17 protein-coding genes and 1 pseudogene are annotated in these 23,655 nt (G+C 62.6%); 3 read left to right on the top strand and 15 right to left on the bottom strand.

The window, feature by feature from the left end:
* Positions 1-8 precede the first annotated feature (8 nt).
* From ACPQ6D_RS02415 to ACPQ6D_RS02405, 3 genes are read right to left on the bottom strand one after another with little or no spacing between them, the layout of a single operon-like run.
* Positions 9-1,157: an LCP family protein gene (locus tag ACPQ6D_RS02415; protein WP_423222680.1), complete on the bottom strand. Its 1,149-nt coding sequence runs from the start codon at positions 1,155-1,157 to the stop codon at positions 9-11.
* Between the two features lie 14 nt (positions 1,158-1,171).
* The gene (locus ACPQ6D_RS02410) at positions 1,172-2,068 is read right to left on the bottom strand and encodes an NAD-dependent epimerase/dehydratase family protein (RefSeq protein ID WP_423222679.1); all 897 of its coding nucleotides are present in this window, start codon (positions 2,066-2,068) and stop codon (positions 1,172-1,174) included.
* Between the two features lies 1 nt (position 2,069).
* The gene (locus ACPQ6D_RS02405) at positions 2,070-3,317 is read right to left on the bottom strand and encodes a CinA family nicotinamide mononucleotide deamidase-related protein (protein WP_423222678.1); all 1,248 of its coding nucleotides are present in this window, start codon (positions 3,315-3,317) and stop codon (positions 2,070-2,072) included.
* 680 nt (positions 3,318-3,997) lie between these two features.
* Between ACPQ6D_RS02405 and ACPQ6D_RS02400 the strand changes: the two genes are divergently transcribed.
* The 3 genes from ACPQ6D_RS02400 to ACPQ6D_RS02390 all read left to right on the top strand — a co-directional run bounded on the left by ACPQ6D_RS02400 (position 3,998) and on the right by ACPQ6D_RS02390 (position 7,201).
* On the top strand, positions 3,998-4,771 hold the full coding sequence (locus tag ACPQ6D_RS02400) for a class I SAM-dependent methyltransferase (RefSeq protein WP_423222677.1): 774 nt from the start codon (positions 3,998-4,000) through the stop codon (positions 4,769-4,771).
* A gap of 201 nt (positions 4,772-4,972) precedes the next feature.
* Complete coding sequence (locus tag ACPQ6D_RS02395) at positions 4,973-6,742, top strand: formate--tetrahydrofolate ligase (protein ID WP_423222676.1); 1,770 nt, start codon at positions 4,973-4,975, stop codon at positions 6,740-6,742.
* Positions 6,743-6,934: 192 nt separating this feature from the next.
* Positions 6,935-7,201 carry a hypothetical protein gene (locus ACPQ6D_RS02390; RefSeq protein ID WP_423222675.1) on the top strand — a complete coding sequence of 89 codons (267 nt, stop codon included), beginning with the start codon at positions 6,935-6,937 and terminating at the stop codon, positions 7,199-7,201.
* 111 nt (positions 7,202-7,312) lie between these two features.
* Here ACPQ6D_RS02390 and ACPQ6D_RS02385 read toward each other — a convergent pair whose 3' ends face one another.
* The 12 genes and pseudogenes from ACPQ6D_RS02385 to ACPQ6D_RS02330 all read right to left on the bottom strand — a co-directional run bounded on the left by ACPQ6D_RS02385 (position 7,313) and on the right by ACPQ6D_RS02330 (position 23,646).
* On the bottom strand, positions 7,313-8,653 hold the full coding sequence (locus ACPQ6D_RS02385; RefSeq protein ID WP_423222674.1) for a M20/M25/M40 family metallo-hydrolase: 1,341 nt from the start codon (positions 8,651-8,653) through the stop codon (positions 7,313-7,315).
* Positions 8,654-8,790: 137 nt separating this feature from the next.
* Positions 8,791-11,517: a valine--tRNA ligase gene (locus ACPQ6D_RS02380; RefSeq protein ID WP_423222673.1), complete on the bottom strand. Its 2,727-nt coding sequence runs from the start codon at positions 11,515-11,517 to the stop codon at positions 8,791-8,793.
* A gap of 265 nt (positions 11,518-11,782) precedes the next feature.
* Entirely contained in the window at positions 11,783-12,373 is a 591-nt protein-coding gene (locus ACPQ6D_RS02375; protein WP_423222672.1) for a YqaA family protein, read from the bottom strand.
* Between the two features lie 131 nt (positions 12,374-12,504).
* Complete coding sequence (locus ACPQ6D_RS02370; RefSeq protein WP_423222671.1) at positions 12,505-13,806, bottom strand: peptidylprolyl isomerase; 1,302 nt, start codon at positions 13,804-13,806, stop codon at positions 12,505-12,507.
* Between the two features lie 94 nt (positions 13,807-13,900).
* A complete protein-coding gene (locus ACPQ6D_RS02365; protein ID WP_423222670.1) occupies positions 13,901-14,917 on the bottom strand; it encodes an MraY family glycosyltransferase in 1,017 nt (338 codons plus the stop codon).
* On the bottom strand, positions 14,914-18,231 hold the full coding sequence (locus ACPQ6D_RS02360) for a tetratricopeptide repeat protein (RefSeq protein ID WP_423222669.1): 3,318 nt from the start codon (positions 18,229-18,231) through the stop codon (positions 14,914-14,916). Before ACPQ6D_RS02360 ends, ACPQ6D_RS02365 begins: the two co-directional genes overlap by 4 nt.
* A 115-nt stretch (positions 18,232-18,346) precedes the next feature.
* Positions 18,347-19,456: a glycosyltransferase gene (locus ACPQ6D_RS02355; protein ID WP_423222668.1), complete on the bottom strand. Its 1,110-nt coding sequence runs from the start codon at positions 19,454-19,456 to the stop codon at positions 18,347-18,349.
* Positions 19,457-19,670: 214 nt separating this feature from the next.
* Positions 19,671-20,555, bottom strand: a pseudogene (locus ACPQ6D_RS02350) (nucleotidyl transferase AbiEii/AbiGii toxin family protein).
* Positions 20,542-21,414, bottom strand: coding sequence for a type IV toxin-antitoxin system AbiEi family antitoxin domain-containing protein (locus ACPQ6D_RS02345; protein WP_423222667.1), 873 nt, complete (start codon positions 21,412-21,414; stop codon positions 20,542-20,544). The pseudogene ACPQ6D_RS02350 and the gene ACPQ6D_RS02345 overlap by 14 nt, the downstream one beginning before the upstream one ends.
* A 266-nt stretch (positions 21,415-21,680) precedes the next feature.
* The gene (gene darG / locus ACPQ6D_RS02340) at positions 21,681-22,748 is read right to left on the bottom strand and encodes a type II toxin-antitoxin system antitoxin DNA ADP-ribosyl glycohydrolase DarG (RefSeq protein WP_423222666.1); all 1,068 of its coding nucleotides are present in this window, start codon (positions 22,746-22,748) and stop codon (positions 21,681-21,683) included.
* 12 nt (positions 22,749-22,760) lie between these two features.
* A complete protein-coding gene (darT, locus tag ACPQ6D_RS02335) occupies positions 22,761-23,396 on the bottom strand; it encodes a type II toxin-antitoxin system toxin DNA ADP-ribosyl transferase DarT (protein WP_423222665.1) in 636 nt (211 codons plus the stop codon).
* A complete protein-coding gene (locus tag ACPQ6D_RS02330) occupies positions 23,386-23,646 on the bottom strand; it encodes a hypothetical protein (RefSeq protein ID WP_423222664.1) in 261 nt (86 codons plus the stop codon). Before ACPQ6D_RS02330 ends, darT begins: the two co-directional genes overlap by 11 nt.
* Between the last annotated feature and the right edge of the window lie 9 nt (positions 23,647-23,655).

Below are 23,655 nucleotides of genomic sequence, written 5' to 3'. Positions count from 1 at the left end.
ACGTGGCATCACTGTGTTGGCGTCATCTCTTCAATCCCCGGACAGTACCACGAACGATCGCTGCTCTCGAACAGAGGTTTCGTTTGCGGGCTGAACAGGTTGGCAATCCCCTGGTGAATGGATGCCCAATCGGGCTTGAGCACCTGCTCGCCTGAGGGCAGCGTCTCGAACGACGTCATGTTGGCGTCAATCACGAAGCCTTTCAGTTTCGACAGGTCCATGTTGACCATCCAACGCGCCAGAGAGGCCATTTCCAGCGGGTTCATATCCGTTTCCACCGTACGAAGGGTGGCGGGCAGGAGCTGCGGCAAGCGGGTGATGAGATTGGTGGAAAGGGCGCGATTGCGCACGGCCATCAGGAGACGCTGCTGGCGGCGGGCGCGATCGAAATCTCCTCCCTGGCGCCGCGAGCGCACATAGGCCAGGGCAAAGTCTCCGTCCATGTGATGCTGCCCCGGCTCGATGCGTTCGACGCCGATCGCTTCCAGCAAGTAGGGATCTTGCAGGGGGCAGTCCACCTCGACATCCACCCCGCCCAGGGCATCAATGATCTGCTTGAAACCATCGAAATCAATCCGCACGTAGTTGTCCGTCTCGATGCCCAGATCGCGCTCGATGATGTCGCGCAAGGTTTGCACGCCGGCCTGGGGCGACCGCCCCTCGGTGCTGCCAATGAAATCGGCCGTGTTGATGCGCCCTGGCCCGTAGTTGGGAATGTCCACATAGAGGTCTCGCGGCAGGCTGATGACCGCGGCGCGGCCGCTGGCGCGGTCAATGGCCGCCAGCATGATGACATCCGTGCGCCACATGGCCTCATCCGTGCGCTTGTCCGACCCCAAGATCAGGATGTTCTGGGTGTTCGTCAGATAGGCGGTGGCATGCAGAAATTGCCGTGCGCCGGCATCGTCAGCGTTTGCCCTGGCAGCCGACGCGGCGTTATTCAGGACGCGCGCGCTGCCGACGACGAGCAGAAAACCGATGACAACCATCAGCAGCGCAACGAACAGGCCGTAGCGTTGGATGTAGACCGGCGGAATGGGGGCGCTGCGCGTGCGCTCATGCCCTTGTGCGGACGGCGCTGCAGCACGCTTGGCCGGTGCGCCTGAGGATCCCGTGCTGCGCTTGGGTGCGCGGGATGAGACAGATGATGGCGACATGAAACCTCGATAGACTAGGCCGTGGGCGCCAGCGCCGTCAACGCCTGCGCCGACGAATACCGATAGGTGAAGCCAAACTCCTGCTTGAGCAGGCGATTGTCAACCAGTCGGCCCTGCCGCCAGGCATCTAGCTGTCCCGCCGGCATACGCTGTGCAAATCCGAGCAGGGCGGACGCGAGACCTGGCGGATTGACGCGCAGGGTCTGCCAGGCCGCCCGCAGCGTGACGGCATCATCTGCAGCCACGTTATAGACGCCATTGCCCTGGCTCAGGATGAGGGTGTGCAGCGCATGGGCTGCGTCATCACTATGAACGAACTGCAAAGCCGGGTTCAGCTGGCCCAGGGCGGCCGGGGGCTTGAGCAAGCCCTGGAATATGAAATGTTCTGGCTGCGCGCCTGGAACCGGCGCCAGGCGCGCCACGTTGACTTTCATCTGCGGATAACGCTCACGGTACGTTTGGCATTGGCGCTCAATTTCCTGCAGCTGCTGCGCCAACGGCAGTGTGGTCGGCCCGAAGGGTGCAGCCTCGCTCACCGGCGACGCGCCGTGGGGCTGCGCGCCGTACACGATGGTGCTGGAAAGCAGGACGACGCTCTCCACCGTTTGCGCAGCCAGGCAGGCTGTCAAAAAGCTGGCGCTGCCGCCCACGTTGGCCCGGCGTAGGCCGGCTTCATCGCGACCGGCGAAGCGTAAATCAAGATGAACCGCGCGCGTCACCTTGAACTTCTCCAATCCACTGCGCACGGGACCGTGGCTGTCCGCTTCGAAGAACTTCAGTTTGGGCGATTCCAGCGCCGGCGGCTGACCATCCATGGCGACGATACGCGTCACAGTTGCGTCCGCGTCAAGCCAACGCAGCAGCGTCATACCCAGCGGCGTCGAGGCGCCTGTGACGGCGACGATGTTCATGTCAGGCAGCGGTCTCCGTGACGAGACCTGAGATCAGCCGCCGCAACAAGTCGAGCGTGCGATTGCCTATCCAACGCTGTGTGACTTCGCCGGCGCCGCCCAGGAGAAAATGTCGGGTCAGTTGGCCGCCGACATGCACCAGGGCGAGGTAGGACTCGCCGCGTTCTCCACTGTACAGCGTTTCATGCGCCTCCATCGTGCCAATGATCGCCAGGGTATAGTCAGCGCCGACGCGGCGCTGAAACGCCTGCGCCGCGGCTGATGCCAGCTCCGCCGAGGGCCACGCGCTGTCGGCTGGTATGTCAGGCAAAGCGCCGCGGAGAGAGACGAGATCTGGCGTGACCAGCGCAGCCGCCAGCACAGCGGCATCACCCGTTGCGCGCAGCCATTGGGTCAGCGCGCCGGCCGTGTTCGATTCGATGATCGCCAGGGTTTTCCCTTGCTGCCGCAACAGACGGGCCACCACTTCTTCGAGCGACTCCGTGTCCACGCCGTAGATGAAGACGCCCAAGCGCTGGCGAATCTCAGCCTCGACGGGCGCGATCATGGCGTCAGCCTCAGCCTCGGTAGCCGCCTTGGCCGTAATGCGAATGTCGGTTTGTCCTGGGTGCGCCAGCAAGCCGACGGTTGGATTCGACAGGAGTTCCAAGTCGCCGATGAGGGTGTCTACGTTGCTTTCGCCGATGCTGCACGTGCGTAGGACGCGGGATTTGATGACAGACGGCTGCGCGCCCAGGCGTTCGCGCAAATAGGGAAGGACAGTGTTTTCCATCAGGTGCTTCAGCTCACGCGGCACGCCCGGCAGACTGATGATCGTGCTGGCCCCGGTTTCCAGGATGAAACAAGGCGCGGTGCCCACCGGATTCGTCACCTTGAGGCTGCCTGCCGGGAGCAGCGCCTGGCGCCGGTTGTTCTCATCGGGCTGGCGTCCCCAGCGCGCGAACATGGTCTTGATTTCTTCCCAAGCGGAAGGCACGAACTCCAGCGCACGACCGGTGGCCTGCGCAATGGCCTCACGCGTCACATCATCCACCGTCGGCCCCAGGCCGCCGCTGGTAATCACCACATCGCTGCGCTGGTTGGCCTGTTGAAGGACGCCGGCAATGCGTTCCACATTGTCGCCGACGGTGGTCTTGTAATAGAGGTCAACGCCAATGGCCGCCAACTGCTGCGCCAAGTAAGCGGCGTTGGTGTCCACAATCTGCCCAAGCAGCAGTTCGGTGCCAATGGTGACGATTTCAGCCTTCATGGGAGACAATTTTACCACAGCGCACGGGGTTTACGAAATGAGCAACGGCAAGCGGCATGCGCGCAACCAACGCCGCCCGACCGTGAACGGATTGGACTACGCGGTGGAAGGCCCTATCGGGCCTGACAGCCCCGCCAAGGCTTGCATCGCGTAGCCGGATGGCCTCCGGCCTTCGGCGGAGTTGGTAGCCGGATGACATGCGCGCAACCAACGCCGCCCGACCGTGAACGGATCGGGCTACGAGATGAAAGGCCCTATCGGGCCTGACAGCCCCGCCGGGGCTTGCATCGCGTAGCCGGATGGCCTCCGGCCTCCGGCGGAGTTGGTAGCCGGATGACATGCGCCCAACCAACGCCGCCCGACCGTGAACGGATCGGGCTACGAGGTGGAAGGCCCTATCGGGCCTGACAGCCCCGCCGGGGCTTGCATCGCGTAGCCGGATGGCTTCCGGCCTCCGGCGGAGTTGGTAGCCGGATGACATGCGCCCAACCAACGCCGCCCGGCCGTGAACGGATCGGGCTACGAGGTGGAAGGCCCTATCGGGCCTGACAGCCCCCACCTGGCGTGTGGTTGACGAAATGAGCCGGTGCGGGTAAAGTTCTGGCCGTAGCTGTCGTCAGGGCGAAGACGTGACTGACGCCAGTGTTCGGCTTACTTCTGGATGAAAAGGCGAAAGAACGATGAATACACTAACCAGCAGCGAGTTCTACGATCGCCTGGCGGATCTATTCGACGTGATGACTGATTGGCAAAGTCGCCTGGCCTTCGAGCTGCCCTTCCTACAGCAGACGCTCAACGGCCATGCTGCGCACAGCGTGCTCGATGTGGCATGCGGGACCGGTTGGCACGCCATAGCGCTGGCGCAGGCGGGTTGGCGCGCGAGCGGCGCGGATATCAGCCCAGCAATGATTGCGCGGGCGCGTGAGCAGGCCGCGCAGGCCGGCGTCAGCGTGCCGTTCGTGGTCAGCGACTTCGAGCGGCTGGAGCAGGAGACGCCAGAGATGTTCGATGCCGTGCTTTGCCTGGGCAACTCCCTTCCGCATCTTCTCTCCCTCGCCGCGCTGCAGCAGGCGGTGCAGCAGATGCGCCAACGCCTACGCCCCGGCGGCGTCTTGATCGTACACAACTTGAACTACGATCAACGTCTCAAAACGCAGCCGCGCTTCTTTGCTGCCAACGGCAGCGCCGACAATCTGGTCTGGCGCTTTGCCGACTACGGCGCCGAGTTCATCACCTTCCACACGGCCCTGTTCGAACGTCGAGACGATGCGTGGACGGTGCGCGTCAACAGTACGCTGCAGCGGCCGCTGCTGGCAGTCGAGCTGGACGAGGCTGCCAGCCTGGCCGGTTTCGTCAACCTGCGTCATTTCGGCGCGCTCGATGGTTCGCCGTTCGACCTGGAGCGCTCGGGCGACCTGGTGCTGGTGGCTGAAGCGCCTGGCGAGCGCCCTTGACATCTGCGCTCCTTGAGCCTGGCGATATGGTTCATGTGGCGCATGGCAACGCGACGCTTTCGATGACCGCAATGCCTGATGTAGGTCATGGCAGATGACGCCAGATAGGACGTATCATAGCCTGCACAGAAGTCGTCAGCAAATCGGATCGTTGTTTCGCACAACACATCGCAATGACGCGAGCGTCCACGGAGGGATAAGATGCCAGTTCGAAAAGTAAAACCGGTGCCGAGCGATCTCACCATCGCGCAGTCGGCCACGATGCTGCCCATTCTCGACATCGCCGCATCGCTAGGCCTGACCATTGATGATATTGATCTCTATGGCAAGTACAAAGCCAAAGTCCATCTCGATGTCCTCGATGATCCACGCTTCAAGAACCGCCCCAACGGCAAGTACGTTGACGTGACGGCCATCACGCCGACGCCGCTGGGCGAAGGCAAGACTACCACCACGGTAGGCCTGACGCAGGCGTTGGGCTTGTTAGGTCAGCGCGCCATCACCTGCATTCGCCAACCTTCGATGGGGCCAACGTTTGGCATCAAGGGCGGGGCCGCGGGCGGCGGCTATTCACAGATCGTGCCGATGGAGGATTTCAATCTGCATCTGACCGGCGACATCCACGCCGTCACCGCAGCCAACAACCTGCTGGCCGCAGCGATTGATGCGCGCATCCTACATGAGGATACTTACGACGATGCCAAGCTGACCGGCATGGGGCTGCGGCGGCTGGCGATTGACCCCTACGCAATCACCTGGCAGCGCGTCCTCGACGTCAACGACCGTGCGCTACGCAGCATCATCCTGGGTCTGGGCGACAAGACCGACGGCCGCCCGCGCGCCTCCGGCTTTGACATTGCCGTGGCGTCAGAGATCATGGCCATCCTGGCCTTGACGACGGGGCTGAAGGATATGCGAGCGCGCCTCGGGCGCATGGTCATCGGCTACAGCAAGCAGGGCAAGCCGGTCACGGCCGAAGACCTGGGCGCGGCCGGCGCGCTGGCCGTCATCATGAAAGACGCGATCATGCCCAACCTGATGCAAACCCTCGAAGGGCAGCCAGCCTTCGTCCATGCCGGGCCGTTTGCCAACATCGCGCACGGCAACTCGTCCATCCTGGCCGACCAGATCGCACTCAAGCTGGGCGATTATGTGGTGACGGAGTCAGGCTTCGGCGCGGACATCGGCATGGAGAAGTTCATGGACATCAAGTGCCGCTACTCCGGCCTGCGTCCGGACTGCGTCGTGCTGGTGTCCACGATCAGGGCGCTGAAGATGCACGGCGGCGGGCCTAAGGTGGTGGCAGGCCGTGCGCTGGATAAGGCGTACACCGATGAGAATATCCCGCTGCTGGAGAAGGGCGTGGCCAACATGCAGCGCTGCATCGAGATAGCGCGGCTGTACGGTGTGCCGGTTGTCGTAGCGGTCAATCGTTTTACCTATGACACCGCCGCGGAGATCGAAATCGTCAAGCGCGCGGCGGAAGAGGCCGGCGCGGCCGCGGCCGTCATGAGCGACCACTGGGCCGAGGGCGGTGAAGGCGCGCAGGAATTGGCGCACGCCGTGATGGATGCCTGCGCGCAGGCAAAACCGGAGGACTTCCAGTTCCTCTATCCGCTCGAGATGACGCTCAAGCAGAAGATCGAAACGATCGCCACCAAGGTCTACGGCGCGAAGGACGTGGTCTATGATCCTAAGGCCGAGCAGCAGTTGAAGGCGTATGAAGAGGCCGGTTTCGGCAACCTGCCGATCTGCATGGCCAAGACGCACCTCTCGCTGTCGCATGAGCCGACCTGGAAGGGCGTGCCCAAGGGCTTTACCTTACCCGTCCGCGAGGTGCGCGCCTCCGTCGGCGCCGGATTTATTTACCCCCTGTGCGGCGAGATGCGCACCATGCCCGGGCTGCCCTCCAAGCCCGCGTTCATGAACGTGGATTTGGACGAGCAGGGCCGCGTGACCGGCCTGTTCTAACATCAACAGCGTCTCCCCGGATACGAGTGGCTCACACAAAGTCACCAAGACACAAAGAAGCGCTTGACATCTTGGTGGCTTTGTGTGAGGACCGACCCGAAAGTAGGCCGCGGATGAACACGGATCGCCGCGAATGGCCTGTTTTCATTCACGGTTGTACGCGGCGCGCATGGATAACTCTGGAGTAAAAAGATGAACCCATTGCCTGAGATTGCCCCGATTAGCGACATGCGCGTGCGCCAAATGGAAATTATCACGAAAGCCCAACAAGGGCCGGTCGTGCTCGTCGAGCGCGGCAGTAAGCCCGCACTGGTCGTTCTCTCGCCTGCGTTGTGGAATGCCATGGCCGAACGTCTCGAATTCCTGGAAGATGCGGTGGCTGTTTACAAGAAGAAGTGGGAACTGGCAAGCGGCCAAGATGAAATGATGGAACTGTCGCCCGCAACGATAGAGGAGTAATCGTGCGTGTTGGTAAGCGAACGCCGAAGACCTACGTTGGGCTGAACCAGGGCTGTGACAGGTTTTGCCCGAAGACTGAATGGCACATACAGGCGCCGCGCCTCGTTTCAGTTACGCCGCCGCATCGTTGCCGCACAGCGCCGTCAGCGTCTCAAAGACGATGTGGGTTCCCAGCTGCAGATTGGCGCGGCTGAGGCGCTCATCCGGGCCGTGAATACCGGCCAACTCCTGTTCATCTACGATGATGGGCGCCAGGCCGTAGGTAGGCAGCCCCTGGCGCCGCAGCCAACGCCCGTCCGTACAGCCGGTCAACTGCATGGGGCCGACGAGCGCGCCTGGCGCGTGGCGCTGAATGACCCGGCTGAGCGTGGTGTACAGCGGATTGGTGGTGGGCGACACGGGCGCGGGTGTGGGCGCATACAGCACGGCAACCTCTACACGTGGGTCTTGGATGACCTCTTTGAGACGCTCAATAAACGCATCTGGCTCACGTCCCGGCAGCAGACGGACATCCAGCGTGGCATCGGCAAGGCCGGGAATGACATTATCCTTCTCACCGCCGCGCACGACTGTCACACTGACGGTATCGTGCAGCATCGCCGCCAGCATCGGCTGTCCAGCGAGCAGCGAACGATAAAGCGGCGCCGCCAGACGCTGCTGCGGACGGCGCAGCAGCCAGCCCCGCCAGCCGCCGAACACCCGCCCCGCCTGCTGCATCATCTCCGCCGCCACGGGGGTAATCTCGAGCGGCTGCTGCCAGGCGGCCAGGCGCACGATGGCTTGGGCCAGAATCTCGTTGGCGTTCTGCCGATGTGGGCTGGAGCCGTGGCCAGACTGACCGCGCGCGGTCAGGCGCAGGGTCAGGCTGAGCTTCTCGGCGGTGGCGATGCCGAAGAAAGGCGCCGGGCCGAGCACGCCGCGCACCCCCATGCCGCCTTCACCCCAGGCCGTCGCGCCCGCCAATTCGTCACGCCAGTGATCGAGCGCCCAGACCATGCCGTGTGTGCTGTTGACCTCCTCATCGGCCACGGCCAGGTAGAGCACATGGCGATGGCGAGGCCGGCCGCTGGCCTGCAGCAACAGCATGCCAAGCAAGTGCATGATGCCCAGGCCCTTGGTATCCAGCGCGCCGCGACCGTAGAGATGTCCGTCCTTTTCAAGGCCACCAAAGGGATCAAGCGACCATTCTGCCGGGTCGGCGGTGACCACGTCCATGTGATGGGTGAGGAGCAGCGGCGGCTGGCGGACATCAGCGGCGGGCAAGACGGCGAGCAGATTGGCGCGGCCAGGCGCAGCGCCGGCCACCTGCGCGGTGATGCCGTGCTGCGCAAAGACACCGGCCAGAAAGGCGGCCGCCGCCGCTTCCTGGCCGGGTGGGTTTGTGGTGTTGATGCGCAAATACGCCGCCAGCAGCTCACTGGCCTGTGCTTCTACTTGATCCCAATCGGGCATCGAATCGCTTTCTCCCAACCGATGATATCCACGCAGCGTAGGTCACGGCTCCGCCGTGACGACGTTCTCCATCCAGGTGATCGTGCGCGCCGCTCATCGTCCCGGCCTGACAACCTCGTCCGGCCAGGAGGCCGGACCTACGCAGTCCACGCAGCAAGGCGAGCGGCCAGACTGGCCTGTTGCTGCTGCAATTCGGCCAGGCGGGCGCGCTCACGCGCCACCACGTCGGTCGGGGCGCGGCTGACAAAGCCGGCGTTGGCCAGGGTGCGCTCCACACGCTCGATTGTGGCCGTCGCCTGGTCCAATTCGGCCTGCAAACGCGCCCGCTCAGCGTCCAGGTCAACCAGGCCCGACAGGGGCAAGTAGCAGGTCACACCGCCGGCGACCAGGGTGACAGCCTGCGCTGGCGCGGACAGCGTGGGTGCGATGATCAGGGTATCGGCCTGCAGCCGCGCCAGGTTGACCAACACATCGCGCTGCGCGCTGAGCAGGTCGCTGAACTCGCCGGCCGCCAGCAGCGCGGTGATGCGCCGGCCTGGCTCCACTTTGGCTTCGGCCCGTGCGTTACGGATCGCGCGCACCACGTCCTGCAGCCGCGCGAAGTGTTCGGCGGCCGCGGCGTCCATCTGGTCGGGATCGGCCTGCGGCCAGCGCTGCACGATCAGCGCCGCGGGCCACTCGGTCAGCCCAAAGCCCGGCTGCTGCAGGCAGAAAGCGCGCAGATGCTGCCAAATCTCCTCGGTGACAAAAGGGATGAAGGGGTGCAGCAGGCGCAGGGCTTGCTCCAGCACCTCCAGCAGCGTGCGCGCAGCGCTGAGCGCGGTGTCCGGATCGTTCAATTCATTCTTGGCAATCTCGATGTACCAGTCGCAGTAGTCGCCCCACAGGAAATCGTACGCCTGGCGCCCGGCCTCGCCATACTGGAAGGTCTCGAACAAGCGCGTGGCCTCGACCGCCACTGTCTGCAGGCGGCTGCGAATCCAGCGCTGCGCCAGGGTGGTCTGCGGCGCGGCCGCCAGCGCGCTGGCCGGCAGGCGTTCCAGGTTGCTGAGCACGAAACGCGCGGCGTTCCAGATCTTATTGGCAAAGTTGCGGTTGCCGCGCACCCGCTCGATGCTCAGGTTCATGTCGTTGCCGGGCGAAGAGCCGGTCAGCAGCGTGAAGCGCAACGCATCGGTGCCCATCTCATCCATCACCTCGATGGGGTCAATCACGTTGCCGAAGGTCTTGGACATCTTGCGGCCATGCTCGTCGCGCACCAGGCCGTGCAGATAGACCGTCTGGAACGGCACGTCATTGGTAAACATCAGGCCCATCATGATCATGCGCGCCACCCAGAAGAACAGGATGTCATAGCCCGTTTCCAGCACCGCGGTCGGATAGAAACGGCGCAGGTCCGCGGTGTCCGCGGGCCAGCCCAGGGTGCTGAAGGGCCAGAGGCCGGAGCTGAACCAGGTGTCGAGCACATCCTCATCCTGCGTCAGATTCACGTCGCGGCCGTAGTGCAGGCGAGCCTGCGCGGCCGCGGCCTGCTCATCATGCGCGCAGAACGGATGTCCGTCCGGCCCATTCCAAACCGGAATGCGATGCCCCCACCAGAGCTGGCGGCTGATGCACCAGGGGCGCAGGTTCTCCAACCAGTGATAGAAGACCTTGTTGAAACGCTCCGGCACAATCTGGATGCGGCCGCTGCGCACCGCGGCCAGGCCCAACTCGGCCATGGCCTTCGTATTGACAAACCACTGCTTGCTCACCAATGGCTCAATCACCTCGCCGCCGCGCTGTGAGCGAGGGACCTGCATGGTGTAGGGTTCGGCCTTGATCGTGAGGCCCGCAGCTTCCATATCGGCCCACAGGCGCTTGCGGCACTCAAAGCGATCCAGGCCGGCGTAGGGGCCGGCATTGTCGTTGAGGGTCGCGTCTTTGTTCATGACGTTGATGATCTGCAAGCCATGACGTTGGCCGATGGCAAAGTCGTTCACGTCATGTCCGGGCGTGATTTTGAGCGCGCCGGTGCCGAACTCACGATCCACGTAGGTATCGTGAATCACCGGAATGGGGCGTTTGAGCATGGGCACCAGGCAGGTGGCGCCGATCAGGTCGCGAAAACGTTCGTCCTCCGGGTGCACCGCGACGGCGCTATCGCCCAGGATGGTCTCTGGCCGCGTGGTGGCGACAGGGATGTAGCCGATGCCTGGGCCGTCGTCCAGGTGCGCGCCAGCAATAGGGTACTTGAAGTAATAGAGTGTGCCCTGCTCTTCGCTGTACTCCACTTCCACATCCGACACGGCGGTCTGCAGGCCAGGCGACCAGTTGACCAGGTATTCGGCCTGGTAGATCAGCCCCATGCGATAGAGGCGCACAAAGGCCTCGCGCACGGCCGCATTAAGGCCGTCGTCCATGGTGAAGCGCTCACGTTCCCAATCGCAGCTGGTGCCCAGTCGGCGCAGCTGACCGGTGATGCGGTCGTGGTACGTGTCCGTCCAGTCCCAACACGCCTGCACGAAGCGCTCACGGCCGAGCTCCTGGCGGCTCGTACCCTCGCGGCGCAGCTTGCGCTCAACCTGCAGCTGGGTGGCAATGCCGGCATGATCGGTGCCCGGCACCCACAGCGCGGCTTTTCCACGCATACGGGCATACCGGATCATGAGGTCTTCCAGGGTTACGAAGAGGGCGTGCCCCTGGTGCAGTTCCCCAGTGACGTTGGGCGGCGGAATCGAGATCACATACGGTTCGCCGTCGGGCTGGGGTGCGTTTTCAGGCTTGAACCATCCGTTGCTTTCCCACCAGGCATAGAGGCGTTCTTCTGTCGCCTTGAAGTCGTAGGTTTTGGGTAGTGAGAAATCGGGCGCTTCGCTCATCATACGCTATCTTCCTAACCCCGGACAAGCCGGAATCAAATGACTCACACAAAGCCACAAAGACACTGAGACGCAAACCGATTCCTTCGTGTCTTTGTGGCTTTGTGTGAGAGTTCCTTGCTCACAGATCACATCAGATTGTGCACGCTTGGGGGCTGGCTGGGGCGACATCTTAACGACAAACAAACAGCAAGATTCTTCCACAGCCACCGCGCAGCCATTTTAGCACCGTCGCGTGACATGGTCAAGCATCTTGACAAACCATCATTCAGCGCAGCCATTGGGTGATGGCGCTCCACGCGCCGGCGCCAGCCAGGGCCACCAGGATGGTCTTGATGGTCTTGCCCGCCCAGCAAGCGATGAAGAAGCGCTGAATTGGAAACTTCAACATGCCCGCGGCGATGCCTGCCAGGTCAAAAATCGGGTTGGGGATGACGGAGAGGACGAAGATAACCCAGACGCCGTAGCGGCGTTCCAGGCGTTCTAGCTGGGCATAACGTTCACGATCCTCAATGACGGCGCTGCCGCTGTAGCCGGCCAGGTAGCCGGTCAACTCGCCCAGCGCCTCGCCCAGCCCGGCGGCAAGGCCGACCAGCAGGGGATTGAGAGAGCTGCCCAGGGCAAAGACAACGGCCAGGCTGGGCGCAGGCAGGATGATCGTAGCGCTGCCAAGTACGCTGATGAGAAAGACGCCGGGGTAGCCATAGGCGCCAATCTGCTCGATCCGGTCGCGCAGGGCGAAGATGGTGATGGAGATGGCGAGCGCAAAGAACAAAGCCAGCACGCGCGGTATCCAGCGTCGCCAACGAGAGGGCGCCGCGCCTGGATCGCCGAGCGGAGGTTGGTTGCCGGCTGACATGATGACTCCGTGGAGGTCTCAGAAGTCGGGTTTCTGGGTAGAGATCAGCAGGCGGGTTCCTTATGCAGAAACCCGCCTGCATGCGAAACCCGACTTCTGGCGCAAGCCGGGTTTCGCAGATGGATAAGGCTTTACTTCTCAGTAATCTCGATGGTAGTGATCTTGTCTTCCATCGTCAAGGCGACCGCGACATCCGTGCCCTTGGTAATTCGGCCCATCACGCTGTACTGACCGTCAAACTGAGGCAGGTCAGCCAGGGCAAAGTAGAACTGGCTGCCGCTGGAGCCTTGCTTCTCACGCAGGTAGTAGAGGCCCATGACCCCCAGCGTGTGCGTAACCGTGGTGGACGGCTCCGCAGGGAGAGAGTAGCCAACGTCGCTCGAAGGCTGGCCCGCGGGGGAACCGGTGAGGACGAACGCGCCCGGCTGCGTGAAGTTGATGGGGAAGCCATCGTAGTAGCCGAGTTTCGCCAGGAGAACGAAACTATTGACGCTCTGCGGCGCGCTGTCGGCAAACAGCTCCACCTCGATGTCGCCCTTGGTGGTCTTGACCGTCGCGCTGTACTTTTTGTTTTTGTCAAGCAACATCGCGGGCGGCGCATTGTACAGCTTCTCGCGCTTGGCCACGTCCAACTTCGCCAACGGGCGCCCTTCTTGCATGACCGGCGGCGTCGGGAGAGGCGTGGCTGTCGGCGGCGGGAGCAGGCTGGTCGTGCCTTCGCTGATCTCGACCGTGGTCAGCGCGTCGCCCGGGGTGGTTGGATTCTGCGACGGGTCGCGCAGGGTGAGCGATTTCACCACATCCAGGCCTTCGACCACTTTACCGAAGATCGTGTGCGCGCCGTTCAGCCAGGGCGTAGGCACCGTGGTTACAAAGAACTGACTGCCGTTGGTGTTGGCGCCGGCGTTGGCCATGGCCAGGTAACCGGCGTCATCGAACTGCTTCGAGACGTCAATTTCGTCTTCGAACTGATAGCCAGGGCCGCCGGTGCCGGTGCCGGTGGGATCGCCGCCCTGCGCCATGAAGTTCTCGATCACGCGATGGAAGGTGGTGTTATCGTAGAAGCCCTCTTTGGACAGGAAAATGAAATTATTGACCGTCTTTGGCGCGGACTTGGCAAACAATTCAACCTTGAAATCGCCCTTGGCCGTTTTGAAGGTGGCAAAGTAAAGTTTGTTGGGGTCAATGGTCATAGCCGGAGCCTCCTTCCACTGCTTGGAAGGCACAGGCACCGTGGGCGTGCCGGCGACGGCGCCGTCTGATGGCTGCGTCGGAGTCACTGGCGCCGGCTGGGTGGCAACAGCCGGGCCGGTCGGGGTGACTTTGGTAATATCAGGCGCTGGAGCCCCGCTGCACGCGGCTAACAAAAGGGCCAGGAAGACGCCAACCAGGGCTGGCGACAGCGCAGCCCGCACACGACGATAAATCTGCATGAACTAACTTCTCCTTGGAAATGCTTGTCTACAGGGATTCACCCGGGCGCCGTGCGCTCAAGACACTGCGTCCGGTTTGATAGGAGCGAACGCCTCAAGGCGCCGGTGAGTCGGTGACCGGCACCTGTTCCAGGCGCCAGAGCGCCCACAGACAGATACCGAGCACGGTGAGAGCCACGACATAAGCTTCGACGATGGCCGCCTGCGTGATGAAGACGGCAATCAAGCCAAAGATGCCAGCCAACAGGTAACAGGTCAACACCGCCTCCCGCCGTGAACCGTGCATCAAGCGCACGAGGCGGTGAGAGATGTGATCCTTGCCGGGCGTGGTCAACGGGTTGAGGCCCCGCCGCAGGCGTGAGATGAAGACGAGCGTGGTGTCAAAGATGGGCAGTCCCAACACCAGCACCGGCACCATCCAGGTGACAAAAACGACATTACTCGGAAAACGCAGCTTGATCGCGGTGGCAGCCAGGACAAAGCCGAGGAAGAGGCTGCCGCTGTCGCCCATGAAAATGCTGGCGGGGTTGAAGTTATAACGCAAAAAGCCAATACACGCGCCCAACAGCGCGGCGGCCAGCGCGCCCACCAGGTACTGCCGGCTCAAGCCAGCTAAAACCAAGAAAAAGGCCGCAGCGATGGCCGCCAGGCCGCCAGACAGGCCATCCATGTTATCGAGCAGGTTCATGGCGTTGGTGATGCCAACCACCCACAGAACCGTCAAGAGAATATCCAGGCCGTTGCCCGGGAAGATGTCGGCATACACGCCGGAAAGCACCAGGATCAACGCCGCCACGATCTGTCCGCCGAGCTTGATGAGCGGATGAAGACCGCGGCTGTCGTCCACCAAACCTAAGAACGAGACGAACGACGCGCCAACGAAGATGCCGACGACTTGATTGACGTAGAAGCGGTCGCCCAGGAAGAGCAGCGCCAGCATGAACGCGGAGTAGATGGCAATCCCGCCCAACAGAGGGGTTGGCTTGGCATGTACTTTACGCGCGTTCGGTTGATCCAAAACGCCAAACTGGTGCGCCAGGCGGCGGGCAAGCGGGGTGCCGCCGAGAGCCAACGCCAGCGCGGTGGCTACAATCAAGATTTCGCGTGTCATTTGGACAACTGCGCCTGCAACTGCTGCACCAGCGCCTCCAGCGTCGGCTTGTCGGCATCGGGCGCATATTTCAACGCCTCTTGCGCAGCATCCAAGGCCGGCTGGAGCTGATTGGTTTGCTGGTAGAGAATCGCCAGGTTGCGCCAACTGGAGGCGTCGCGGGGGGTGAGCTGCGTCACCTTTTGATTGGCGCTGATGGCTTCGGCCACCTTACCCTGTTGGGCGTAGATGTAGCCCAACGCGCTCCACGCCTGCGCCTGACCAGGACTTAGTTTCAAGGTCTGTTGGTACGCGGCAATTGCCTTCTCGTTGTCGCCGCGCGAGCGCCAGACATCACCCAGGAAAAGATAAGTCTGCGGGTAGATTTGATCGAGCGCCAGTGAGCGATTGAGCGCGGTCAGCGCGTCATCGAAGTAGCCGTTGGCGACCGTTTCCTGCTGCTGATCACGCGCCAGATTGGCGAGCAGGAAATAGACCAGGCCCTTTTCGTTGAACAGATGAGCGGCATTCGGACTGAGCCGCGTCGCCGCCTGGTAGTACGTGAGCGCGGTCTGCCAATCCTTCTCACGCGCGGCGGTGTTGGTTTCCAGCTCCCCACGCGAGCGATAGAAGCGCGCCAGGTTGGCGGTATGATCGGTATTCAGGGGGTTCAGCTCCTGTGCGCGCGTCAACACAGTGAGCGCATCGCCCAACCAGCGCTGGCGTTCGGTGGCATCGGTCGTCACTTTGGCCTGCTCCAACGCAGAGCGTCCCAGGAACAGGTAGTAGTAGTCTTCGTCCGGCGCGATGTCGAGCGCCTTCTGGTAGAGGAAGATGGCGCCTTGCCATTGGCCCACGTTGTCGTACGCCTGCCCTTGCTTGTAGTAGGTGTCGGCGCGCACCAGGCCGATGTTGACCGAGCTGACGAAAGCAATCACGATCACGCTGACCAACGCCGCGCTGAAGCTGGTCGCCAGGCCGCGCATGGTCCACGACACGAGCCGGCGGCTGTTGATTCTCCAGACCGTCCAGCCCAAGGCCAGAATAAGCAGGAAGCCGATGATGTAGTAGTCTACGATGTAGCCGGACACGTAGTCGCTCAACTGCTCGACACTGACCCGGCTGCCCTGTAACACCGCGCCCATGGCCACGCGCGCGCCGTGAATGAGGCTAAAAATCAGCCAAATGCCCCAGACCACGGCGCTGTAGAGGCCCAGGCTGCGCAGCCACCAGGCGCCGGAGGGCGCTTTGCGCTGGTTCGCGGCCACATCGCCCAGCGCGATGATCGCCGCCACGCCCCAAGCAAACAGGTGCAGCGAGGCGATGCCCAGGCTAACAGTGGGCTGGCCGTTACGATTCTTGATGAACAGGGCGTTCACCAGGACGCTGAAGGCGTTGGTGTCGCGTCCCTGGTTAGCCATGTAATCCCAAATCAGCGTCACCAAGACGATGGCGCCCATGAAGGCGTAGGGCAGCAGCTGGTCAACCCAGGTGGGGCCGCCGGCGGCGCGTGTCGTGGATGGGCGGGCTGCGACCTGATCGCGCGGCGGCGGCCCACTGCTGCGCCGCTTGCGTCCCGCCGTCGTTGGCCGGACGGCGGCCGCCGTTGGCGCCGCGGCGGCGGGCGCAGGCGCAGCTTCAACCGGCTCCTCGTCGGAGAGATCGAGCCACCCCAAGCCGGTGACAAGAAGGACGGCGGTCAAAGTCCAGAAATAGGTGCGTGTGGCGGCAATGGCGATGCCAAAGTGGATTTCGACAAAATGGGCCGCAATGGCCGACAGGATAGAGAGCAGCAGGAGGGCGCGGCTGCCGCCCATCTGCAGGGTAAACGTGCTGCGGAACGCACTGATGGTCAGGTAGACGATGAAGCCGAGGATGAGGCCGGCCGGAATGGCAACGCCCAGGTAGCGCAGATCGCCCAGGGCCAGCCAAGGCACGAGCACGCCGCCCAGACCGCCGAGAAGGGTCAAGGTGAGAAAAAGGATCGCGTCCTGGCGATTGCGCACCCAGCCCAACCAACGCAGGGTCCAGAAGAAAACAGAGCCAAAGAGAATGACATAGGCCAGGAAGCCCCATGCGCCGGTGATGATGAGCGCGTCGAAGGTTTCGTTGTGCGAACGGTCGGGCGAGGCGTTGCGCGCCTCGTAGTGCGCCAGATCAGGTGGATAGAAGGGGTTGTAGGCCACCCACATCGCTTCGGGGCCATAACCAAAAAGCGGCCGCACGGCATTGAGCGGATCGGGCGTGCCGTCGGGATAGGTCACAGGCGCGTGTGGAAGAATCATCTGGCTGGCGCCTTCCCAGATCAGTACGCGCACCTTGCCGGTGCCTTCGTCGGTTTCGAAGATCTGGCCCAAGCGGCCCACGTAGGGGACGCTGCGCAGGCCAGCGAGCGGCGAGTTAGGCAAGTTGAAGGTGATCAGGAACGCCACGCCCGCGACGGCCAGGCCGATCCAGCCCAGCCAGGCCCAGCGGAAAAACCCGGCCGCGCGGCGCCCTTCGCCGCTGCGGCCGCGCAGCGCGATCAGGCCCAAGAGCACGAAGATGTAAAGCCCCGCAAACCAACCCAGCCAGGGGCCGCGACTCTGGGAGAAGATGATGGCGACGCTCTGCACGACCAGCACGAACACATAGGCGCCGACCAGAACCGCATCGGCAATTTCCCCGCCTCGTTCAGCCAGCAAGCGTCCGGCCGAGCGCAGGAAGCGTTCCAGGGTGATGAAAAAGGGGATGATGAGGTACGCGGAGATGAAAATCGCATTGCCCATGTTGCCCGCCACGCGCTGCTTGACATCGCCACCCCAGGGCAAGGGATCAAGATCGTAGTGCTGAAAAATACCGTAGAGCGCCACGGGCAGCGAGGAGATGACCATCGCGTGCAGCAGACGGTTGAGCTGCACGCGCGAGCGCAGGTGGGTCAAGGTCAGAAAGAAGATCGTGATGTATGAGAAGGTCGAGTAGGTCCCCTGCATACGCTGATAGCTGCCCCAGAAGCTGATGCGCGGCGCGACCGAGAGCGCAGTGCTGATCAGGTAGGCGCTAACGAGCAGTAAAGCGGGGATGATGAGCGGCGTTTCCCGGATTTGACGCCACAGACTGCCGCGCGGGGTCTGGGTGGCGGATGCGGGCAGCGGGGCGGCCGCGCCGCCGCCGTCAATCAGCTTGACCAGCCAGGCGCCAATCATGACGAGAACGATAGAGCGCAGCACGCTTATCTTGTCAGGCTCGAAGACGCGACTGGAGTAGACATTGAAAAAAACGGGAACCATGATGAGGGCGGCGAGCCAGCCGGCCTCGATAATCGCTTCGCACAAGCGGCTGATTTTCGACGGCATTAAGACTTCCTATGGTGTGGCATTGAGTTGGGTGCGCGGCAAACGCAAGACAAACTAACCTGGCGCCCTGACAGCCCTGACCAGGGGCGTATCTTACCCGACATAGTCCAAAAGATCAAGTAGCCAGCATTTCCTGATAGAGGGTCTCGATGCGGGCGACCATGATGGGCAGGCTGAACTCGGCCGCGGCGCGCTGGCGAGCGGCCGCGGCCATTGCCTGCAGCCGGGCTGGGTCGGAGAGCAGTTCCTGCAGGGCATCGGCCAGGGCCTGGCTGTCGCTGGCCGCAACGACGCGGCCCGTCAGGCCATCCTGATTGACGTAGGAGGTGCCTGTGCCGACTTCGGTGCTGAGGATGGGCGTGCCGCTGGCGAGCGCTTCGAGCTGGACGACGCCGAAGGCTTCGCTGCGCGCGCAGGCCGGCAGCACAAAGAGATCGGCTGCAGCGTAATACGCGGGCAGGTCCGCGTCGCTGATGTCGCCCAGGAAGTGGACGCGGTCAGCCAGATGCAGGCCGAGGGTCTGAGCCTGCCACGGCGCGGCCATGGGGCCGGCGCCGACAATCAGCAGCCGCGCCGCGGGCACGCGGGGCAGGGCATCGAGCAGGAATTGCACGCCCTTGTAGTAGCGTAGGCGGCCGACGAAGAGCAGCAGCGGGCCAGGAAAGCGCGCCTTGAGCGCAGCCACCTGCTGCGGGTCAGGCTGTTGAAAGCGCGCCAGGTCGAGGCCCAGCGGGATCACGCGGACGCGGTCCTCCAGCGGCTTCAAATACGGCGAACTCTGCACGTACTGCGGGCTGGTGGCAATCAAGCAGTCGGCGCGGCGCAGGATGCGGCGCAGAAGCGGATCGTACAGGCGCAGGATGCCGGCCTGGCGCACGACATCGCTGTGATAGGTGATGACCGTGCGGCGGCCGCGGCCGAGCAGGTAGTGGCTCACCTCGCCCAGGGGATAGGGGAAATGCAGATGCGCCACATCGGGCTGTTCACGGCGCAGGAGCCAGGGAAAGGCCAGGCTGAGCGGCGTGGAGGCGACGGACGCCAGCCGCGCCGCGCGGATCACGCGCACCCCGTTTTCCCAGCGCACGCTGGTGCGGCGATCAAGGCTGGTGACGAGCACGCTGACCTGGTGCCCGGCCGCGGCCTGCGCCTCCGCCAGCCACTTGATGTGGTTCTCCATCCCGCCCAGGACGGGGTAGTAGTCTTTATAGAGGTGAAGGATGTTCATGGGTAGTCAGTTCATTAGCCGGCGTTTCAGCTACTCGAGTTCGCTCCCTGTTTGAATACTTGATCAAGCAGATGGTTGTCGCTGACCTTAAAAATCTTCTCGTATACAACGTAGATTGACTTCTTGAAAACAGACGCCGTAGAAATTCACACCGGGCATGGCTGGCTTTTCTCATCCAGGCGCATGGCGCGGTTGACTTTGTCGTTGGACAGGATCATAGCGCGTCCTCATTCACTTCAGACCATAGGCCGAATACCAAAGCCGGCAAGTCTTCGAGAACCTGTTGCGCGGCGGGACACTGTGGAACGAAGGGACGCAGCAGGCGGTCCCATTCGGCATGCGCCAGCTCAAGAAGTTCGGGCGCAAAGAATGCGTCTGGGCTGCTGAATGACACGTTGCGGTGTCGGCACTTCTCTAGCACCAGTGCCGGTAGGCTGCCTGGCTCCAGTTCGCTCCTGCGCAGGATCTGCCAGAGATCGTAGTAATCACGGCAGACCCGCGACGCGCCCCATCCCCGGCTCTGCAGACGCACCTGGCTTTGCAGCAGAGCACGCAGTTTCTCGGCAACGATCTCTTCCAACGGGTAACACCAAAGTGCGACCGCCAACTCCTCTGGATAGCTATGCAGGAGCGGCCGGGCGGCCGGCGGCAAGCGAACCAACTCGTTTCAGGTGATTTCGATCTTGAGCCGGCATAAGGCCTGGCGTTGGGTCGGGAAGCGAACCCGCACCGTAAATGCATCCTGACTGCCTGGATGCGGCTCACGCAGGGTGAGGCGTTCCCCAGACACCTCGAAGGGTCCGCGCTGCAACAACAGCAGATCCATCTGGCGCACGGCATGTTGCACGGCGTTGTCCACATCCGGCAAGGATTGGTCAGGCCGCAGCGAGAAATCCAAATCTTCGGAGAAGCGGTAGTCGGCAAAGTAGCCCTTGCGCAGGGCAGTGCCGCCCTTGAGGATCAAGCTGTCGTGCAGGTCAGGCGTTGCGGCGATGCCAGCCAACAGGTAGCTCAGCGCGTAGTCCTTCTCCAGCACCCAATAGGGCACGCTGCCCGAACGGCGCGCAAGCTGGCGCAGCAACTGGTCAACGGTGTTCATGGTTGTTGCCCCCTGGAAGATTGGCACGTATGCGCCACCGGCTGTTCGTTTCCCCCCCAGGCGGACCGGCCGGATCGAGCGGAACATAGCCGGCTACGGGATATTCAGCCAGCGGTTGCAACAGGTCAGCGGGAGCGCCGAAGCATTCCAGCCAATACCCCAGGCGTTTGATGATCGCCCCAACACTGTAGCGCAGCGCGTAGCTGACCAGCTTGTCGCCATCCACTGCCGGCCAGTTGGCCTCCAGGAGTTCGATGGTGGCCCCCATGCCGCCAAACATGTGGGGATGGGCCATCACGTCCAGCAGGGTGCGTTCGCGGTCGGTCAGGGCGACCCGCTGCCATTGGGACAGCCACTCGTGCTGCAGGCCGAAGAAGTGGGCAGGCTGGACGGTAATGAACTCGAACTCCAGGTCTAGCGCCCGCCAAACCGCGCGCCCGCGCGGGCGATAGGCGCGGCCGCTGCGCATCTCCGGTGTGATCACCGCCCGCGGGGTAGACGCCTGGATCATGGTGGGGATCTGCGTGGTCATGCCGTGAAAGGCCAGCGCTGACCAATGGCTGATGGCGCAGGGCTGCACCAGGGCGGCGGCCAGGGCGAAGGGATGAACCTCCGTGCTGAGCAACGGCGACTGCACGACGTAGACGCCGCGCTTGAGGCGCGCCAGCCACGGCCCTTGCGCCAGTTGCGCCAGCAGCCCGTTGACCGCTGGCCGCGCCAGCCCCAGCGCAGCGCCCGCTCCGATGGCATCTTCGGTGGTGAAGATGGGGCCGGTCTCGGCTACCAACCGCTCCAGCAGCGCCACACCCTGGGCCCGGCCGTACTGCGCCGGCGGTGTTGGATCAGGTCGATTGCTCATGACAATGGATTATACTGCGTTAATAGAGAAATCGTAAATTAACGCAGTGCGAAACGCAGTGAAGACCACCCGATCGATTCGAATAGATCACGCCGCCCTCAGAGTTGGCGAAGGCCGCCAGGCTGGCGGCGTTGGTCACGTCGCGCTTGAACTGGCGGCGGCTATCTTCACCCAGGCCACTTGCGCCTTCAACGTGTTCAGGTTCATGATTAAGGCTCCAATTGTTGAAACGTCCGGCTGCCCGTACCCGCTGACTAGGTTTTGCATCAGGCCGGTGCAAGTTGGGGCTGATTACCGCCCGCGGTGAGCATCCCCTTCTCTTGCAAACGCTGCCAGGCCACACGCACGTGTTCAGGGCGAAAGAGATTGCCCTTGCGAGGGCTCCACTGTTGAAGCTCAGCGGCGACGGCCTCAGGATTGGCAGCCTGCGGTTCCTCGTGAACGGCGAGCCAGTGTACCGAAGATAGAAGCTCAAGGCCATAGGGCGTCTCGAAGCCCGCGATTAGGCTGGCGATCTGCTGCAGACGCGCTTGAGCCTCCGGGTCGTCGGCCACAAACTCGCGAGCCGCCTGCGTCGAGCCGGACATGGTTCGGATCGATGACTTCTGTGTTCCATCGCCGAAGCCACGAATGAAACTGCCTTCCATCAGCTGCAAGACGTGATTCAAGTTGTGGGCATACGGCCCGTATTGGTGCTTCACGTAGTTCAGCCGCAGCGGCTCACCAGCTTCCTGCAACAAATAGGCCAGCTTCTGGGTTTCCAACCGCGACAACGAGTAATCCTGGGCGCTGTATGTGTCGAAGAGCAACAGCAGCATGGCGCGGGCGCGGGTTAGCGCGGCATGTTTGTCAGCGATCACCATGGCGGCCGGCTCAGGCGCTCCCCGCGGCTCATACACCACCACCTGAACACTCTCCAATGCGCCTAGCGCCTGTTCGATACGCGGGCGCACATCGAGCCAGTCTAGGCCCCCGTTGCCGCAACCCAGGGGAGGCACGGAAATGGAGCGGATGCCAAGTCGCTCGATCTCTTGCGCCAATGCCGCCAGCCCGGCTTCGATATCCTCGATGAGAGATCGGCCGCGCCAATGACGCTTGGTCGGGAAATTGATAATGTAGTAGGGTGGGAGCATACTGCCGGTGCGGGTAACGAACATGCGGCCTGGTTGCACCTCGCCAGCTTCACACGCGCGTGCGTATTGGCTGAAGTTATCTGGGTAGGCTTGTTTGAATTGCAGCGCAATCCCTTTACCCATGATGCCCACGCAGTTGACGGTGTTGACCAAAGCCTCCGTTTTGGCTTCCAGAAGATTGCCTGTTGTGTAGGTAATCATGGTAATTGCTCCTCAGTAGTACCATTGATGACGTACGCGCACCGGCAGGGTGATACCATGTTCGGCAAGAATCGCGTTCACACGCGCCTCGATGTGCGGGGCGATGACGCCGATTCCGATTAGTGCCGGCCAACTGACCCTATTATACACCAGAAACTCAGCCTGGCGGCGACGCTTCCGGTCTGGATCTTCCGGTGTATCGTTCCAATACGGCTCCTGCATCAGCAGCCAATCAATCTGGTCGAGATCGGCGACATCGGTGAAGAAACGGCTAAAGCGCATAGTGGCATGGCCGTCGGTGAAGACGAAACGATGCCCGGTTTCTACTAGTCGAGCGACCGAAGTCACCAGATGGAGAATGGGTGTCTGTCCGCCGCTATAGCCTTCAACCTGGTTTCTGTGCAGGGCGTACAGCATGGGTGAACGCGGCGCAAAGTAGAAAGGCACGTAGTCATGGAGCACGCCACCAGATCCACACGGAACGAAGGTCATCGCGCGGCGATCCTGGATGCCTGGGTAGGCAATGTTGACCGGGTGCAAACCGCCATCGTTCATTTGTCTGTAGCAGCTCAGACAACCGCCGCGCAGGATGCCGCGCAGATTGTCCAGGTGTGTGATATGGTAGAGCAAAACAGGATCAGGAACCATTGTGATCACCCGCAGGAGTACTCGCTGCCAACTCCGCCACCGCCATCCGCCCACTGAGCAGGCCGAAGCCCTGTTTTGAGGCAGTAGCGGGTGATGTCGTGCCGCCCGCTATACGGGAAGCCCGATCTATGCAACTGGCGAGGGCCGCTATCTCTGCCGCCAAACCGTCGGCGTTCGTCACGTCGCGCTTGAATTGCCGGCGACTGTCCTCACCCAGGGCGATTTGCGCCTTCAGGTCGTTTAGGTTCATGGTTCAGCT

Source organism: Candidatus Amarolinea aalborgensis (assembly GCF_900491745.1).
Lineage (GTDB): Bacteria > Chloroflexota > Anaerolineae > SSC4 > Amarolineaceae > Amarolinea > Amarolinea aalborgensis.
The sequence above is the reverse complement of the archived record's forward strand: the minus strand, read 5'-3'. Positions and strand labels throughout refer to the sequence as shown.